General features: G+C 66.3%; 11 protein-coding genes. 3 read left to right on the plus strand and 8 right to left on the minus strand.

Going from position 1 to position 17527, the window contains the following annotated elements:
• Window positions 1-35: 35 nt before the first annotated feature.
• From C8J24_RS17050 to C8J24_RS17070, 5 genes are read right to left on the minus strand one after another with little or no spacing between them, the layout of a single operon-like run.
• The gene (locus C8J24_RS17050) at window positions 36-2378 is read right to left on the minus strand and encodes a GH92 family glycosyl hydrolase (RefSeq protein WP_107934393.1); all 2343 of its coding nucleotides are present in this window, start codon (window positions 2376-2378) and stop codon (window positions 36-38) included.
• A 22-nt stretch (window positions 2379-2400) separates the two neighbouring features.
• Entirely contained in the window at window positions 2401-3846 is a 1446-nt protein-coding gene (locus C8J24_RS17055) for a glycoside hydrolase family 125 protein (protein ID WP_244180869.1), read from the minus strand.
• On the minus strand, window positions 3843-6200 hold the full coding sequence (locus C8J24_RS17060) for a GH92 family glycosyl hydrolase (protein ID WP_107934397.1): 2358 nt from the start codon (window positions 6198-6200) through the stop codon (window positions 3843-3845). The genes C8J24_RS17055 and C8J24_RS17060 overlap by 4 nt, the downstream gene beginning before the upstream one ends.
• On the minus strand, window positions 6197-7339 hold the full coding sequence (locus C8J24_RS17065; protein WP_244180871.1) for a glycoside hydrolase family 43 protein: 1143 nt from the start codon (window positions 7337-7339) through the stop codon (window positions 6197-6199). The genes C8J24_RS17060 and C8J24_RS17065 overlap by 4 nt, the downstream gene beginning before the upstream one ends.
• 29 nt (window positions 7340-7368) lie before the next feature.
• Entirely contained in the window at window positions 7369-10452 is a 3084-nt protein-coding gene (locus C8J24_RS17070) for a TonB-dependent receptor (RefSeq protein WP_107934401.1), read from the minus strand.
• 403 nt (window positions 10453-10855) lie between these two features.
• Here C8J24_RS17070 and C8J24_RS17075 point away from each other — a divergent pair, with 403 nt between their 5' ends.
• The gene (locus C8J24_RS17075) at window positions 10856-13216 is read left to right on the plus strand and encodes a GH92 family glycosyl hydrolase (protein ID WP_244180873.1); all 2361 of its coding nucleotides are present in this window, start codon (window positions 10856-10858) and stop codon (window positions 13214-13216) included.
• Here C8J24_RS17075 and rsgA read toward each other — a convergent pair.
• The 3 genes from rsgA to C8J24_RS17670 form a co-directional block, all read right to left on the minus strand.
• On the minus strand, window positions 13213-14211 hold the full coding sequence (rsgA, locus tag C8J24_RS17080; RefSeq protein ID WP_167396803.1) for a ribosome small subunit-dependent GTPase A: 999 nt from the start codon (window positions 14209-14211) through the stop codon (window positions 13213-13215). The two genes, C8J24_RS17075 and rsgA, sit on opposite strands and share 4 nt — an antisense overlap.
• A gap of 195 nt (window positions 14212-14406) precedes the next feature.
• A complete protein-coding gene (locus tag C8J24_RS17085; protein WP_107934405.1) occupies window positions 14407-15099 on the minus strand; it encodes a VIT1/CCC1 transporter family protein in 693 nt (230 codons plus the stop codon).
• Entirely contained in the window at window positions 15096-15632 is a 537-nt protein-coding gene (locus C8J24_RS17670) for a DUF3833 family protein (RefSeq protein ID WP_167396804.1), read from the minus strand. The genes C8J24_RS17085 and C8J24_RS17670 overlap by 4 nt, the downstream gene beginning before the upstream one ends.
• A gap of 220 nt (window positions 15633-15852) precedes the next feature.
• Between C8J24_RS17670 and C8J24_RS17095 the strand changes: the two genes are divergently transcribed.
• Both C8J24_RS17095 and C8J24_RS17100 read left to right on the plus strand, forming a co-directional pair.
• A complete protein-coding gene (locus C8J24_RS17095; protein ID WP_208621001.1) occupies window positions 15853-16377 on the plus strand; it encodes an RNA polymerase sigma factor in 525 nt (174 codons plus the stop codon).
• Window positions 16377-17399: a FecR family protein gene (locus C8J24_RS17100; protein WP_107934412.1), complete on the plus strand. Its 1023-nt coding sequence runs from the start codon at window positions 16377-16379 to the stop codon at window positions 17397-17399. Before C8J24_RS17095 ends, C8J24_RS17100 begins: the two co-directional genes overlap by 1 nt.
• The last annotated feature ends 128 nt before the right edge of the window (window positions 17400-17527 follow it).

A 17527-nucleotide genomic window follows, 5' to 3' on the forward strand; every position in this document is an offset into this window, starting at 1 on the left:
CCGGTGCAGCAGCACCCGGCGCGGCGCGGTCGCCCTCAAGCCCGCGTCGGGCGCGGCCCGGGGTGATAGGATGGCGGACGATCCGCCTTCGCCGTGCCGAAGCGTGACGGCTTGTCCCCCATCACGAAGGCGAGCTCGCCACCCCGGGCGAGATCCGCATGCCCGATCCAGTTCTTCGTCCAGGGCTTGCCGTTCCACCGCACCGACTGGACATAGGGCGCCTGCGGACCATTGCCCGACGCGGTGATCCTGAGCGTCTTGCCACCGCCCAGCGCGACCTCCGCGGCATCGAACAACGGCGAGCCGAACACATAGACCGCGCTGACCGGATCGACCGGGTAGAGGCCGAGCGCTGAGAAGATGAACCACGCGCTCGTCTGCCCGCAATCGTCATTGCCGATGACGCCGTCGGGATCCGCCTTGTACATCTCGGTGCACAGCCGCCGCACCATCGCCTGCGTCTTCCACGGCGCACCGGCATAGGCATACATATACGCGGCATGCTGGTCGGGTTCGTTGCCATGCGCATATTGGCCGACCAGCCCCGAAATGTCGGGCGGCGCATTCTTGGGTAATGTCGACGGCGCGACGAACAGCGCGTCGAGCTTCTTCACGAACCCGGCATCGCCGCCGAACAGGTCGATCAGTCCATAGATGTCGTGCTGGTTGAGGAAGGTCGCCTGCCAGCCATTCGCCTCGGTATAGTCGCGGTGCTTGTCGGGGTTGTGGCCGAGCTGGATCGGGTCATAGTCCGCCCACCATGTCCCGTCCGCGAAGCGCGGCCGGGCAAAGCCGATCTTCGGATCGATGACGTTGCGATAGTTGAGGCTGCGCTTGCGCAACGCCTGCGCGTCGGCGGAGGCGCCCGCCGCGTCCGCGAGCACCGCCATCGCCCAGTCGTCATACGCATATTCCTGCGTCCGGCTGACCGACTCCCAGACCTTGTCGGCGGGGATGAAGCCGAGGTCGTAATAATAGCCGCGGCCGAGCGTGCTCTCCAGATCGCGGAAGCTGCGGTCGAACGCACGGCGGCGGATCTGCGGCCAGGCGGCGGCATAGTCCGCCTTCACGCCCTTCACGCACGCTTCCGCGAGCACCGACACCGAATGCCAGCCGATCATGCAGGCGGTCTCGACACCCTGGAGCGGCCAGACCGGCGAACCCGCCGGGCTCTGGATCGTCTGGCGGACCAGATCGCGCGTGAACTGCGCGGCCTTGTCGGGCTGGACCAGATTGAGCAGCGGGTGCAGCGCGCGATACGTGTCCCACAGCGAATAGGTGCTGTACGCGGTGTCGCCCGCCGCCGCTGTGTGCACCTTGCGGTCGAGCCCGACATAGCGGCCGTCGCGGTCGGTGAAGAGCGTGGGCGACAGGAACGTGTGGTACAGCGCGCTCGCCATGATCGTGCGTTGCTCGGGCGTGCCGCCCTCGACACGGATACAGTCGAGCTGCGTCTGCCAGGTCCGCGCCGCCGCGCGCCGGACGCTGTCGAACTGCCAGCCCGGGGCCTCGCCCGCCAGCGCGGCCTTGGCGCCCGCGACGTCGACCGCGGAGATGCCCGTCTTGATCAGGATCGGTTCGCCGCCCGCCTGGTCGAAGAACAGCGCGACCTTCAGCCGGTTGCCGGTGATCGCCTTCGCGCCCGCGGGTGCCGGCGTGTCGTCGTCGCCGAAGAATTCGACGCGGTCGGGGCGACGCGACAGTTGCATCGCGAAATGGATCCGCCGGCCCTTGGCCCAGCGGTGGACGCGGCGGCTGCCGGTCAGCATCCCGTCGGGCGACAGCGCCAGCGACGCCTCGTCGATCAGCACACCCTTGTCCCAGACGTCGAGGATCATGTGCGCGAAGTCGACCAGGATGTGCCCCGCGCCCTGCGGGAAGGTATAGCGGTGATGCCCCGTCCGCTCGGTCACGGTCAGCTCGGCGAGCACGCCCGATTCGAGCTTCACACGGTAATAGCCGGGCTCGGCCAGCTCGTCGGAGAAGCGCTGGCGATAGCCGTCCTGCGGCTTGTCGAGCGCACCGGGTTTGAGCTTCAGCGGTCCGCGCGTCGGCACGACGAGCACGTCGAGCATGTCGCCGATCCCCGTCCCCGATAGATGCGTGTGACTGAACCCCATGATCGAGCCGTCGTCCTGGTGATAGCCCGAGCACGCGTCCCAGCGGCTGTTGTCGGTGTCGGGGCCGAGCTGGACCATCCCGAACGGCAGCGACGGCCCGGGATAGGTGTGGCCGTGACCGCCCGTGCCGATGAACAGATCGGGCTTACCCGCGGTCGGGCGCTGGCCCTGCGCGGTGGCAGCGGCGGCGGGCAGCACGCCCGCAAGGCCGGCAAGCCCGGTGGTGGCAAGCACCTGGCGGCGGTTGGCGGTGGTCATGTGTCTCTCCCGTGGGTCCATGTCAGTAGCGCGCGGCGAGCAAGGCGGGCTTGCGGCGCTCGAGGTCGAGGATCAGCTCGCCGAACAGCCCGTTGGCCCAGGCGAACCAGCTGCGCGTAAATTTCGTTGGATCATCCTTGTGAAAGGATTCGTGCATGAAGCCCGTGCCGCCATGCGTCGTCTTCAGCCATGTCAGGCACTGGCGGATGACGGCGTCGTCGTCGCTGTTCATCGCATGCGTGACGATCGACATCGGCCAGATCATGTCGAGGCCGATATGCGGCCCGCCGATCCCTTGCGCGGCCTTGCCCGCAAAGAAATAGGGGTTGCGATCGCTCCAGGCGAGCGCGGCGGTGCGGCGGAACAGCGGGTCGGCGCGGTCCGCCGCGCCGAGCAGCGGCAGGCCCGACAGGCTCGGCACGTTGGCGTCGTCCATGAAGATCGCATTGCCGAAGCCGTCGACCTCATAGGCCCAGACCTCGCCCCCCTGCCCGTCCGGCATCCGGCCATGCGCGCGCAGCGCCGCCTCGACCTCGGTCGCCAGCGCCTCGCTGTCCGCCGCGCCCGCGGTATCGCCGCGCGCCTCGCGCTGGACCGTCGCCAGCATGCGCAGCGCCGACACTGCGAACAGGTTGGACGGGATCAGGAAGGGGTAGAGGCACGCATCGTCCGACGGACGGAACATCGAATGGATCAGCCCGACCTTGCGCGTCGGTGCGCCATAGCCTTCGAACATCAAGGTCTCGGTCGGCGAGACGTTCAACCGCTGGAAATGATACGGGCCCTTGCCGTCCTTGCGCTGCTGTTCGCGGAAGGTCGCGACCGCGCGGACCATCGCCTGCGCCCACAGGTCGTCGAACGGCGTCTTGTCGTGCGTCGCGGTCCAGTAACCGTGCGCGAGCCGCATCGGGTAGCAGAGCGAGTCGATCTCCCATTTCCGCTCGGCGACGCCCGGCTTCATCTCGGTCTGGTCGGTCCGCGCGCCCAGGTTCGATTTCGCGGTCGGGTCGTCCATGAACGCGTTGGCGTACGGGTCGATCAGGATACAGCGCGCCTGCCGAGCGATCAGCCCGACAAAGACCCGGCGCAGGCCTGCGTCCTTGGGTGCGAGATGGACATAGGTCTGCATCTGCGCCGAGCTGTCGCGCAGCCACAGCGCCTCGATATCGCCGGTGATGACGAACGCGTCGGGCTTGCCGTCGACCATGCCCAGCCGGACCGTGGTGTCGAGCGTGTTGGGGTAGCAATTCTCGAACAGCCAGGCGAGTTCGGGGTCGGCGATCTTCGCCTTCACGCGCGCGATCTCGGCCTCGACCGCGGCGCTGACGAAGCGACGCTCGCCACGCGGCGGGCGCTTGCTCGCCAGCGGCGCGGCGATCGCCCCACCGGGTAGCGCCGCCGTCAGTGCGAGCGCCGCCGCGCCGGTCATCACGTCGCGGCGGCGGGGGGTGAAGCGCGCGCCGCTCATGGCTTGGCCACCGGTGCGCTCATCGAGAAGGGCGCAGCACTGCTGGCCGCACCCCATTTGCGGTTCGGCGTCGCCCCCATCACGAAACGCAAAGTGCCCCCCTTCTGCAGCGCCTCGCGCGTCAGCCACGGCTTGTCGTGCGGCGTGCCGTTGAAGCTCGCCGACTGGATATAGACATTGCCCGGCCCATTGTTCGCCGCCTCGATCGTCAGCGTCTTGCCGCCCGGCATCGTCAGTTTGACGGTGCGGAACAGCGGGCTGCCGATCGCATATTGGCCGACCGCCGGTGTGACCGGATAGAAGCCGAGCGCGGAGAACACGTACCAGGCCGAGGTCTGGCCATTATCCTCGTCACCCGGATAGCCGTCGGGCGTCGGCGCGTAGAGCTTCTTCATCACGTCGCGGACATGATATTGCGTCTTCCACGGCGCCCCCGCCCAGTCATACAGATAGGGCATGTGCTGGATCGGCTGGTTGCCATGCGCATATTGGCCCATGTCGACGATCTGCATCTCGCGGATCTCGTGGATCGTCTGCCCGTAATAGCTGTCGTCGAAGATCGGCGGCGTGGTGAAGACCGAATCGAGCCGCTTTACGAACGCGTCCTTGCCCCCCATCAGGTCGGCGAGCCCCTGCACGTCCTGCATCACCGACCAGCTGTAATGCAGCGCATTGCCCTCGGTGAACGCGTCGCCCCATTTATACGGGTTGAAGGGGGTCGACCAGCTGCCGTCCTGGTTCCGCCCGCGCATCCACCCGCTCTGCGTGTCGTAGAGCTTGCGGTAATTCTGCGCCCGCGCGGCATAGAGTTTCGCATCCTCGGTCTTGCCGAGCGCACTCGCCAGCCGCGAGATCGAGAAGTCGGCAGTCGCATATTCGAGGCTGCGCGCGGCATTCTCGTTGATGCCGACGTCATAGGGCACATAGCCCAGCCGGTTGTAATATTCGACGCCCTCGCGCCCGACCGCGCCGACCACATTGCCCTTCTTGTCGACCGGACGCCCCTGCGACGTGGTCGCGTTCTTGACCATCGCCTCGTACAACGTCTCGACGTCGAACCCGCGCACGCCGTTCAGATACGCGTCGGCGATCAGGTTCGCCGAGTTCGACCCGATCATCACGTCGCGGTGGCCGGGGCTCGCCCATTCGGGCAGCCAGCCGGACTCCTTGTAGGTGTTGACCAGCCCCTGCATGATCTCGCTGTCGCGCTCGGGATACATCAGTGCGAAGAACGGGAAGACCGCGCGCCACGTGTCCCAGAAGCCGTTGTCGGTGTAGAGAAAGCCCGGATGCACCTTGCCGTCATAGGGACTGTAATGGACCGTCTGGCCCTTGGCATCGACCTCGTGGAACATGCGCGGGAACTGCAGCATGCGGTACAGCGCGGAGTAGAAAGTGCGCCGGTTGTCGATGTCGGGATCGCTCACCTCGATCCGGTCGAACTCGCGCTGCCAGACCGCCTTCGCCTTGGCCTTGGTCTGCTCGAAGCCATCGCCGCCGATCTCGCCGCGCAAATTGCGCTCGGCCTGGTCGAGGCTGATGAACGACGACGCGACCTTGACGCCGACCTGCTCGCCCTTGCGCGTCTTGAAGCTGACGACTGCACCGACATGATCGCCCTCGCGCATCGGCGTCGCGGCGATCTGGCCGTTATCGTCCCAGGTCCGACTGACGGTGAAGGCGTGGTCGAATTCGGCGACGAAGTAATTGTGGAAATTGCCCGGCACGCCGCCGTGATTGTTGCGGACATAGCCGGTGATCCGGCGCCTGGCCGGGTCGACCGACACCATCGATCCGCCCGCATAGCCGTCGAGGATGATGTGCGCGTCGTCGCTTTCGGGGAAGGTGAAGCGGAACTGCGCAGCGCGGTTGGTCGGCGCGACCTCCGCGGTCACGTCGTAATCGGCGAGATAGACCTTGTAGCTATAGGGCCGGCTCTCCTCGGCCTTGTGGCTGTACCACGAGGCGCGTTCGTCCGCCTTGACCTTCAGCGCGCCGGTCGTCGCCATCAGCGCGAACGCGGCATAATCGTTCATCCAGGGGCTGGGCTGGTGCGTCTGCTTGATGCCGTTGATCTTGTTGCCGTCATAGGTGTAGCCCCAGCCGCTGCCCGGCTTGCCCGTCACCGGCGTCCAGAAGTTCATCCCCCACGGCACCGCGACCGCGGGATAGGTGTTGCCGTACGAAAGCGTATAGTCGGAATCGGTGCCCATCAGCGGGTTGACGAGGTCGACCGACGGCTGCGCGTCGGCGCTGGCCGCAGCCTGTGCCGACAGCGGCACCGGTGCGACGAGCGCGATCGACGCGACCGCCGCCACCGTGCCGCGCAATGCGGCGATTACCCTGTGTCTCACATCGCTCTCCCAGATGAATGTTGGTCGCGCCCTGAAGCGGTTGGCCCGGCGGTTGACCCGGCACGGATCGGCCGCGGCGCGACGCCGGTATCGGTCATGACGACGGGCTCGATCGTACCGTCGGCGGCAAAGACCATGCGGTCGACCGCGATCTGCCGGTGTTCGCCGCGATCGGTGTCGAGCGGCCGCCGGTGATAGGCGATGTACCAGTCGTCGGTGCCGGGCACGTTGACGACCGAATGATGCCCCGCGCCGCGCGCGATGCGCAGGTCCTGCGACAGGATCTTGCCCTTCGGCGTGAACGGCCCGGTCGGGCTCGGCGCAGTCGCATAGGCGACGCTATAGTCCGGCCCGGTCCACCCGCCCTCCGACCACATCAGATAATAGACCCCGCGACGTTCGATCATGAACGACCCCTCGACATAGCCGGGGGGCGTGATCTCCTTGAACATCGTCCCGTCGGGAAACGGCAGGACGCGCTTGAGGTCCGGGCTGAGCCGGACGACGTTGCAATGCTTCCACCCGCCATAGAAGAGATAGACCTGCCCGTCGCGATCCCGAAACGCGAACGGGTCGATCGGCTGCGCACCATTGTGGAACGCGCCGACCAGCGGCTTGCCCAACGCATCCCTGAACGGACCGCCCGGCGTCGCGCTGACCGCGAGACCGATCCCGCCGAGCTCGGCATCGCTCTGGATGTCGTTCGCGCTGAAGAACATGTAATAGCGCCCGTTCGCCTGGAGCACCGACGGCGCCCAGATCGCATAGGCGGCCCAGCCCGCATCCTGCACGTCGAACACGCGGCGATGCTTTGTCCAGTGCACCAGGTCGGGCGACGAAAACGCGTCGAAGAAGGTCTGCATGCCATAGGACGGGCGGACCGTCTTGCGCAGTCGGGCGGCCTTTTGCACGGGCGTGAAGCGGCTCGGCGCTACGGGCTTTCCGGCATGGTCGGAATAGGTCGGGTAGATCCAGTATTGCCCCGCGAACACGCGGATCTCGGGATCGGCATACCAGCCCGGCACGATCGGGTTGGACGCGGTCGCCGCACCACAGGCGAGCAGGCCCGCCAGCGTCAGCGCCCGACGCAGGACCCGGGGATATCTTTCAAAAAAACGGTGGCTCCGCGAAGGAGCCACCAGGGGAGAGGAAGGTGTTGGCCCCGCCATCAGAAGTTGAACGACACGCCGACATAGGCGCGGCGCCCGAAGTAATTCCGATAGACGAAGCGATCCTTGGTATCGTTGCCGAGATGCTGGCTCTCTTCCGACTTGGTCAGGTTGATGATCGAGGCGGTGATGTTGAGCCGGTCGGTCAGCGCGTAGGCGGCGTTGAGATCGACCTGTTCATAGGGGCTGGTATAGACGTTCAGCCCCGACTGGAGCCCGCCGACGACCTCGCCGCGGCGGTTGTACGATGCGCGGACCAGCACCTTGCCATGTTCGTAGAAGACCGAGGCGTTCATCTGCGTCTTCGCGCTCCCGACCAGCGCGGACGAGCCGACCGACTGGCCGTCGAGCGTCACGTCGGCGACCGACGTGTCGTTATAGGTGAAGTTGACCTGCGCACCCAGCCCGAAGGACAAAGTGTGCTGCGCATAGAGCTCGACACCCTGCGACCGCGCGTTCGATCCGTTCGCAACCGTCGAATAGGGCTGGATCAGCACCTGTTCGCCCGCCACTTCGCGCGTGACGTTCAGCACCAGCGGCACGACGAAATCGGACACGTCCTTGCGGAACAGCGTCGCGCCCAGCACCGAGCCGCGATGGAAATACCATTCGATGCCGGCGTCATACTGCCATGCCGAGAACGGGTTGAGTTCCGAATTGCCGCCGCTGCCCGACCAGCCCTCGAATTCGCCGAACTGGCCGCGGTCGAACGCATATTCGGGCGAGCGATAGGTCAGCGACCGTTCGGACCCGAGATTGGCGAAGGACGGCCGTGAAATGACCTTGGCGACCGCACCGCGGACCAGCAGGTCCGGGGTGATCTCGTACGAGATGTTGAAGCTCGGCAGCCAGTCCGTGTAGGTCTTGGTCTGGTCGGCCCGCGTGTTGACGATCGTCTCGCGTACGCTCAGCGGCAGGACCTGGCAATTGCCGTCCGCGCCCAGCGGGCGGTTCGGATCGAACGAACCGTTCGGCCCGTTGACGCAATAGTCGTTCAGATACTGGAGCCGGTCGGACGTGTTGCCCGACTGACGCGTATTGGCCATCCGCACACCGACATTGCCGCGCAGGCCGCCGGTGCCGAAGTTCGCCTGGGCGTACCCCGCGAACACGCGCTCGCCCAGATCATAGACGAAGTCGCGCTCGTTGACGCGGACCGCGTCGCCATAGGTCGCGTTCAGATAGCTCAGATATTTGTCGAAATTGATCCCCGGCACGACGTTGGCGTTGAACCCGCCGTTGATGTTGCCGATCGGGTTTTCGTAGAAGAATTCCGGCCGCGCGACCGCGCCGGCCGCGGTATCCTGATAGCGGATCTCATTGGCCGCATCCGCATACCATTCATTGCGTCCGGTCTCGCGGTGGATGCTCAGGTCACGCCATTTGCCGCCGATCTGCACCGACTTCAGGAACCCGTCGAACCGGCGCGTCAGGTCGAGCTGGAGATACCGCTGCGCCAGGTCGCTGTTCGTGAAGCTCGAATTGGTCGATCCGACGTCGATCTGCGCGATGCCGTTGCGGATGTTCTGCTGCAATTCGGGCGAGAAGGTGAAATCGGCGATGCCGTTCGAAATGTCCCAGTTGCTGACCAGATTGCCGTTCTGCTCCTGGCCGGGTATCGTCAGCCGCGGCTTCGAAGCGACGCTGAACCGCGTCGACGGGCCGCCGCTCGACTTGGTCTTGCCGAGTTTCAGCACCGCTTCGAACCGGTCCTGGCTGTACTTCACTTCGGTTTCGAACGTGTTCGAGACCTGCTTTTCGCGGCTGTACGTGCCGCCGATCTGCGGCGTTTCCATCGTGCACGGGGTCGCGCGCGCCAGACAGCCCGTCCCCGCCGCCGGCACCGCAAAATTGGCCGACTGAAAGATCGTCCCGCTCTTGTCGAGCGTCGCGCCGGTGAAGAAGTCGTTATAGCCCCATTCGGGGATCTTCAGGTTATTGGCGGTATAGTCGCTGCTATAGCCGAAGCGGAAATAGTTCGACGTGACCGTGACGTTCTCGAACGGACGAAACTGCGCAGTCGCCTGGATGCCATAGCGTTCGCGTTCCTGGTCGAACACCTGCGCATTGACCGACTGCGGCGCCCAATAGCCCGAATAATGCGTGCCGTCGCGCGCGGTCGTGCCCTGCCCCGGCCAATAGGAGATCGCGTCGTCATTGGCGAAGGGCTTGCCGTTGACATCGGTCGCGGGCGTCAGGACATTGCCCTGCGCGTCTCGGTCGCTCCACCACAGCCAGCTTTCCGAGCTGCTGCGCAGTTCGCGGTTGGTCCGCTTCTGCCACACGCCGCCGACGAGCAGGCCGAACGTCTCGTCCTCGTTCTTCCACGACAGCTGTCCGCCAAGCTGCGGCTCGAACTTCTCGGTGGTGTCCGAATAGGTGCCCTCAGTCGAGACGAAGCCCGACCAGGCCGGGACGTCGAACGGCTTGCGCGTGTTGAGGATGATCGTGCCGCCGACGCCGCCTTCTTCCAGCCGTGCCTCGGGCGACTTGTAGACCTCGGTGCTGGCGATGAAACTGGACGGCAGCAGGACATAGTTGAACGACCGCTGTGGATCGCCGCTGTCCGCGCCGGCCAGGAAGTTGCCGTTGAGCAGCGTCAGCGTCAGGTCGGACTGGAGCCCGCGGATGCTGACCCGCGCGCCTTCGCCGCCGTCGCGGGTGATGACCACGCCCGGCACGCGCTGCAGCGCGTCGGCGACGTTCTTGTCGGGGAACTTGCCGATGTCCTCGGCGGTGATGACGTCGACGAACGCATTGGCTTCGCGCTTCTGGTTCAGGCTCTTCTCGATCGAGCGGCGATAGCCGGTGACGACGATATCCTGCTCACCCGCGACGGCCGACGCGGTGTCCGCCGTCTGGCCCGAGGGCGCGGTCGCCGTCGATGCGGGCGTGACCGCGTCGGGCGTTACGGTTTCGCCGCCGGTCTGCGGTGTCGCGGCGGCTGCGGGCAATGGCGGCGCCACCTCCTGCGCGTGCGCCGTCCCGGCCAGTGCCGCGCTCAGGCTTGCCCCCGCGAGCAGAAACCGCAGCGCGCGGCGGCGATGCGACGGAACGGCATATATTGTCTTGGTTGCGCTCATCAGACTTCCCCTTTTCGGCGTGCGGGACGTCCTTGCCCCCTCACGTCTCCCTGCCGATCGCGTGCCTGCCCCCGTATTCGGGTGGGACGTCCGGTTCATCGGATCATCACGGTACGTCGTCTTTGCTTGCCTATTTGCCAATTATAAAAGTAAATTGTCAAATGGATTATGCGGAACAGATTTATGCCGTTTCGGTCTCAATATTCGCAACATTCGCCGCGGCTCGGAACTTGGCCGAACCGGCACCAAATCTGCTGACCGATCGACCGGCGGCGCGCCGTCTTGCCAAATCGCGCCGCAAACTGAATGCTGTCGTCTTCAACTCGGCCGGTATCAGCACCCGGCCTTGCCGCTCCGGCCCCAGACTCCGGAGCCCCTTCCCCTCCCAGATCGGGTGACCGCCATGCCAATGCTCAAGCGTCTCTGCCTCGCCGGATCGGCGCTCGCCCTGCTCGCCGTGTGCCCCGCGCCCGCCCCCGCCCTCGCCCAGACCGCGCCGCGACCGAGCGACTCGGTCGATCCGCTGATCGGCACCGGCGGTGAGGGGCACACCTTCCCCGGCGCCGTCGCGCCGTTCGGCATGGTGCAGCTCTCGCCCGACACCGACACGTCCTGCGTCCTCCGCGACTGCTATCCGCACGCCGCGGGCTATCGCTACGACGACCCGACGATCGTCGGCTTCAGCCACACCCATTTCTCCGGCGCCGGCCATTCGGATCTCGGCGACGTGCTGGTGATGCCGGTCGCCGGCGACGACGTGCCGATGGACCCGGGAACGCCCGCCGCCCCCGGCTATCGGTCGCGCTTCTCGCACGCCACCGAAACCGCGAAGCCCGGCTATTACGCCGTCACGCTCGCCGATCACGGCATCCGCGCCGAGATGACGGCCGGCTCACGGGTCGGCGTGCATCGCTACAGCTTTCCCGCAGGCAAGGCGGCGCATCTCGTTCTCGACCTCCGCTCGTCACTCTACAATTACCCCGGCAAGATCCTGTGGTCGGGGCTGCACCTGCGCGACGACGGTGTCCTGACCGGCTTTCGCGAAACCCGCGGATGGGCCCCCGGGCGCAAGCTCTTTTTCGCGATGCGCTTCTCCGCCCCCCTGACCGGCCACGCACTCGTCAACCGCGAGACCGCCATTCCCTATAAGGGGTTCCAGGGGCCGGGCCGCGACAGCGATGCGCTCGCCGAAAAGCTCGGCCAGGCGCTCGAGGAGCGTCTCGATTTCGGCGTCCTGACAAGACCGCTCGAGGTGAAGGTCGGCATCTCAGGCGTCGACGAAGCCGGCGCGCTCGCCAATCTCGACGGTGAAGCGGGCGGCTTCGACGATATCCATGCGCAGACGCAGGCTGCCTGGGATACCGCGCTCGGCGCCGTCACGTTCGAGGCCGAGGCGCCGATGCGCCGCATCTTCGCCACCGCGCTCTACCACAGCCTGCTCGCGCCCAGCATCTGGAGCGACCGCGACGGCCGCTATCGCGGGCCCGACGACCAGATCCACCAGGCGACCGATTTCACGGTCCGGTCGACCTTCTCGCTCTGGGACACGTTCCGCGCCGAACACCCGCTGCTGACCCTGATCCAGCCGGAGAGGACGAACACCGACATCGTCCGCTCGCTGCTCGCCAGCCAGACGCACAGCCCCGACGGCATCCTCCCGGTCTGGCAGTTCGCCGGGCGCGAGACGTGGACGATGATCGGCTATCACGCCGTCCCCGTCATCGCCGATGCCTATATGAAGGGGATTGGCGGCTTCGATGCCAATGCGGCGCTGGACGCGATGGTCGCGAGCGCCGACCATGCCAGCTATGGCGGTCTCGGCGAGTATATCGCGCGGGGCTATGTGCCGATCGACAAGGAACCCGAAGCCGCCTCCAAGACCGTCGAATATGCCTATGACGACTGGACGATCGCGCGAATGGCGCGAAAACTCGGCCGGTCGGACATCGCCGCGCGCTTCGAGAAGCGGGCGGGCAACTGGCGCAACAGCTTCGACGCGTCGTCGGGCTGGCTCCGCGCGCGCAAGACCGACGGCCAGTTCCGCACCCCCTTCGACCCGACCGCAATCAACTACGGCTCCGACTATACCGAGGGAAATGCGTGGCAATATAGCTGGTTCGTGCCGCAGGATCAGGCGGGGCTCTTCCGCCTGCTGGGCGGCGACGCCAGGACGATCCGGAAGCTCGACGCGATGTTCGATTTCGACCTGTCGAAGATCGACTACAGCCACGCCGAGGATATTGCCGGGCTGATCGGCCAGTATATCCACGGCAACGAGCCGAGCCATCACGTCGCCTATCTCTACAGCTATGCCGGGGCGCCCTGGCGGACGCAGGAGCGGCTGGGGCAGATCGTCGCCAGCCAATATGCCGACACGCCGGCGGGATTGAGCGGCAACGACGATCTCGGACAGATGTCCGCCTGGCTCGTGTTCACCGCGCTAGGCTTCTACCCGGTCGCACCGGGCGCGAACGAATATGTCATCGGCCGCCCCTTCCTGCCCAAAGCGACACTGATGCTGCCCGGCGGCAAGCGGTTCGTGATCAGCACGGACAACCTCTCGACCACCAATCGCTACGTCCAGTCGGTCACGCTGAACGGCCGGCCCCTCACCCGCACCTATCTCCGCGATGATGAGATCCGGCAGGGCGGCGAATTGCGGTTCGTGATGAGCGCCCGGCCGAACCGGCAATGGGGAAAAAGCGCATCATCGCGCCCGTTCTCGACCTCTACCGCAGTTTCAAGCCCCCCGACGCGGCGCTAGCGAGAGCGCCGTCGGGAGGTGCGTGCGGTGGCGGCGGTCTCGCCCGCTTCCAGCGCACGCCAGCGTGCAAAGCGTTCGGGCGTCAAAGTGCCCGCGTCGATCCCCGCGCGCACCGCACAGCCCGGCTCTCCGCCATGCGCGCAGTTCGAGAACCGGCAGTCCTGCGCGGCAAGGGTAAAGTCGTCGAACACTTCCGCGATGCCCGCGGCCGCGTCGGACAATTGCAATTCGCGCATGCCCGGCAGGTCGAGCAGCCAGCCGCCCTGGTCGAGGCGATGCATCTGGCGCACCGTCGTCGTATGCCGCCCCGTCCCGTCATGCTCACGGATCGCCTGGGTCGCGATGCTCGCGGAGCCGCGCAACGTGTTGACGAGCGTCGACTTGCCGACGCCCGACGACCCGAGGAAGGCGACGGTCTTGCCGATACCGCACCAGGCGGCGAGCCGCGCTACAGCGCCAGGTTCGCGGCCGTCGACGGTCTCGACGATCAGCCCGGGCTCGATCGCGCGAACCGCGTCCACATAGGTCTCCGGCGTGTCCGTCAGGTCGATCTTGGTGAGGATCACGACCGCATCGACCCCGACCTCACGTGCCAGCACCAGATAGCGCTCCAGCCGCGCGACGCTGAAATCCTGGTTGCACGACGCGACGAGGAAGACCGTGTCGACATTAGCGGCGATCATCTGCTCACCGCGCGGATCACCCGGCGCACGGCGCTTGAACAGGTTCTTGCGACCGAGCACACGCAGCGCCTGCGCCCTGTCCGCGCTGGTCAGCAGCCAGTCGCCCACGGTCGGGTGATCGTCCGACGGCGTGGCACCGGCAATATAGGGCGACAGATCGCCGGCCCAGCCCGCCCCTGTCACGGCGATCTGGCCGCGGTGGACGGCCATGACCCTGGCGGGATGACAATAGGCGGCTTCGGCGGCCGAGACCTGGCTTTCGAAATGTGCGTCCCAGCCAAGCTGTTCCAGGGTCTGATCAGCAGAATCCATAAGGGTACAGCAGCATCTTTCCTTGCGGGCCGATCGCCGGCCCTTCCGTCTACGATCCGGTCGTATACGCCGATAGGAGGCGGTTACCAGTCGCACCCACGATCAAAAACGCTGCTATTCGGCCTCGTATGTCGAAGCCGCCGCGCTCGCATTCAGGCAAGCCGGGGAAATCCGCACCCGGATTGGGGCCAGGTATCAGACCGCGCGACCCACGAGATGCCCGATCGCGGCCGTCGCGGCCATCGCCGCGGCCCCCCAGAACAAGACGCGAAGCGCCGGGCGCCACGGGCTTGCGCCACCCGTTCGCGCCCCGACAATGCCCAGCAGCGCGAGGAAGACCAGAGTCGCCGCAGTCACCGCTACCAGCCGGTGTGGCGCAGGCGTCAGGATGGCCACCAGCAGCGGCGGTATCGCGCCGACGACGAAGCTGACAGCGGACGCGAATGCCGCCTGGAGCGGGCGGGCCATGACGATTTCGGAGATGCCGAGTTCGTCACGGGCATGCGCGCCGAGCGCATCATGCGCCATCAATTGCCGCGCGACCTCGCTCGCGATCGTCGCATCGAGACCGCGCGCCACGTAGATCTGCGCGAGTTCGTCATGCTCATGCGCCCAGTCGGTGGCGAGTTCGCCATGCTCGCGCGCCAGATCGGCAGCCTCGCTGTCTGCCTGCGAACTGACCGACACATATTCACCCGCGGCCATCGACATCGCCCCCGCGACCATCGCCGCCGCGCCGGCCACGAACACGGCGCCGGTCGTTGCGCCCGATGCGGCGACGCCCGCGATCAGGCTCGCGGTCGACACCATCCCGTCATTTGCGCCGAGCACCGCGGCACGAAGCCAGCCGCTCCGCGATACAAGATGACGTTCGCGATGCGCGCTCATGGCAGTATCCTGATGGTTTCGCCGAGCGTCGCCACCGTCATGCCGAGTTTGCGGACGATCAGCCGGTTCTGCGCGACCCGGGCATCGGGTGACAGCGTCAGCCACTGATCGACCATCATGCCGCCGCGCATACGAAAGGCCAGATGCAGGCGATTGCCGACCGCCTCGCCCGTCACCGGTCCGGACGCGTCGGTCAGCGTGCCCGTGTAGCGCCCGTGCCCGAGCGGAACGATCCGCCATTGCCGATCGCGCGGCGGCTTGCCCTGCTGCTCGATATGCTGGTCCAGGATCAATGTTCCGTCGGGAGCGACGCGACCGACGCTCGCGACATGCGTCCGGACCGGCGCCCGAAATGCGATCTTAAGCACGCCCGTGCCGTCCAGCCGCCCGGCGAAGAACCGTTCGGCGACAAAGGCCGGTTGCGCGGCGATCGACGCGGTGCTCGGCCCACCCGCGCAGGCACACGGCAGCAGCGCAAGCGGCACTGCGACGAAACTCGTCAGACGGGGAACCGGGATCATCCTCTGCTTCATCGCCATCCTCGTCGTCGCATGCGCCGCAGGGCTCGCAATCCGCGGTCGCGCTCTCGCGCCAGGACGTTGCGTTCGGCCGTTCTCGCCGAGCTGGCAATATGTATCTACCCACCCCGCCCGCGGTACGCGCTGCTGATCGTGGAGTTGCCTGACGAACCCCACCGACCAAAGCGCTCGTTTAAACTGTGCACATCGCGCGCCTGCCCGTCTATCTAGCATGATGAAGCATAGGCCTCCGGCCGGCGCGATGCCGGCACGCGATCTGTCGGCGGTCATGGAACGCATGCGACCGGCGCTCATGGCGTTCTTCGTCCGTCGTCTCAGCGATCCCGTGCAGGCGGAAGATCTGATCCAGGATCTCTTCATCCGCATGGCGACGATGAGGGGGCCGGCCACCGACAACCCCGAAGGCTATATCTTCCAGGCAGCCGCCAACCTGTTGCGCGATCAATATCGACGTGACGCGACGCGGTACCGATATCAACAATCACGAGCGACCGATGCCGACCTCGGCGTCGATCCGATCGACGCCGAGCGGTTGCTGTCCGCGCGGCAGAGCGTCGGGTGCGTGGCACGTACGCTGGGCGGACTGCCTGACCGGACTCGCCAGATCTTCATTCTCTACCGGTTGGAGGGCATGCAGCGTAAGGCGATCGCCGATGCGTTCGGCATTTCCGTGAGCGCGGTCGAGAAGCATATCGCCAATGCAATGCGTGCGCTGCTTGCCGCCATGGGAGACTCGTAATGACCGCGCCGCAATCCGATGCGGACACCGTCATCGACTGGTGCCTGCGGTTGTCCGACGGGCCCTTGTCTCCGAAGGAGCGCACCGACCTGCACGCGTGGTTGGCCGACGACCCGCGCCGGGGCGAGCGCCTGGGCGCAGCGCTTGCCGCCTGGGACGCGGTTGAGGAAAATGCCGACGCTCCCGAGATGCTCGCGCTACGCCGCGAAGCGCTCGGTGCCGTACATCGCGCGGGGCAGCGGCGCTGGCTCCGGACGCCGATGGTGTCCCGACCTGTGGTCTGGGCGATCGCGGCTGTGCTCCTGCTTGCGCTTTCGCTGGGCTCGCTGGCGTGGCGCCACGGCGGCCGCGACGAATATCGCACCGCGATCGGTGAGCGACGTGTCATCGCGCTGGCCGATGGCTCGCGTCTGTCGCTCGACGCCGACAGCATGGTCACGGTCGCCTTCAGCCCGCAACGCCGCGACATCGTCCTTGAGAAGGGCCGCGCGCGCTTCAAGGTCGCAAAGGATCCGCTACGCCCGTTCGCCGTGCGCAGCGGGCGAAACGTGGTGATCGCAACCGGGACCGAGTTTTCGGTTGAAAGGCTCAGCCGCGAAGTGCGGGTCGCGCTGTTCGAGGGTCGGGTCGCGGTGTTGCGTGATACCCCCCAGGGGCAGATGAACGAGGTCGTCCGGCTGGGTGGGCACCAGCTGACCGCAGAGCGCGCGCTGACCCCGGGGCATGAGATCGGCCTGCCGGTATCGGGGTTCGTCGGATCCGTGAGTTCATCGATCGGAAACGACGGCTGGGGCGCGGAGCAGGTGAGTTTCACGTCGGAGACACTCGTCGCCGCCGCCGAACGCATGAACCGCTATGCCCAGCGCCGCCGGATCATTGTCGATCCGGGTGCCGCGGACATTCGCGTCAGCGGGGTCTTCAACAATGGCGACGTCGATGCCTTTGCCGACGCAATTGCCACAACCTTCCCGGTCGATGCCGCTGTTACCGGCGAGGCGATCCGCTTGAGCCGCCGTCGCTGAAACCGAGATAAAGCGAAATTATAAGATAATTTCCGTAATGAAGTGAGTGTTCGGCACCCTCGCACGTCACAAAAGTATAACAGAGGAAGAGGGGCGATCGATGATGTTAAGGGACCGACGAATTCTCG

It is taken from the genome of Sphingomonas aerolata, assembly GCF_003046295.1.
GTDB lineage: Bacteria > Pseudomonadota > Alphaproteobacteria > Sphingomonadales > Sphingomonadaceae > Sphingomonas > Sphingomonas aerolata.

What these genes read in the sequence shown, in the direction of transcription:
- C8J24_RS17050 (WP_107934393.1), bottom strand. Translation starts at nt 2,378, where the DNA reads ATGACCACCGCCAACCGCCGCCAGGTGCTTGCCACCACCGGGCTTGCC.
- C8J24_RS17055 (WP_244180869.1), bottom strand. Translation starts at nt 3,846, where the DNA reads ATGAGCGGCGCGCGCTTCACCCCCCGCCGCCGCGACGTGATGACCGGC.
- C8J24_RS17070 (WP_107934401.1), bottom strand. Translation starts at nt 10,452, where the DNA reads ATGAGCGCAACCAAGACAATATATGCCGTTCCGTCGCATCGCCGCCGC.
- C8J24_RS17075 (WP_244180873.1), top strand. Translation starts at nt 10,856, where the DNA reads ATGCCAATGCTCAAGCGTCTCTGCCTCGCCGGATCGGCGCTCGCCCTG.
- rsgA (WP_167396803.1), bottom strand. Translation starts at nt 14,211, where the DNA reads ATGGATTCTGCTGATCAGACCCTGGAACAGCTTGGCTGGGACGCACAT.
- C8J24_RS17085 (WP_107934405.1), bottom strand. Translation starts at nt 15,099, where the DNA reads ATGAGCGCGCATCGCGAACGTCATCTTGTATCGCGGAGCGGCTGGCTT.
- C8J24_RS17670 (WP_167396804.1), bottom strand. Translation starts at nt 15,632, where the DNA reads ATGAAGCAGAGGATGATCCCGGTTCCCCGTCTGACGAGTTTCGTCGCA.
- C8J24_RS17095 (WP_208621001.1), top strand. Translation starts at nt 15,853, where the DNA reads ATGAAGCATAGGCCTCCGGCCGGCGCGATGCCGGCACGCGATCTGTCG.
- C8J24_RS17100 (WP_107934412.1), top strand. Translation starts at nt 16,377, where the DNA reads ATGACCGCGCCGCAATCCGATGCGGACACCGTCATCGACTGGTGCCTG.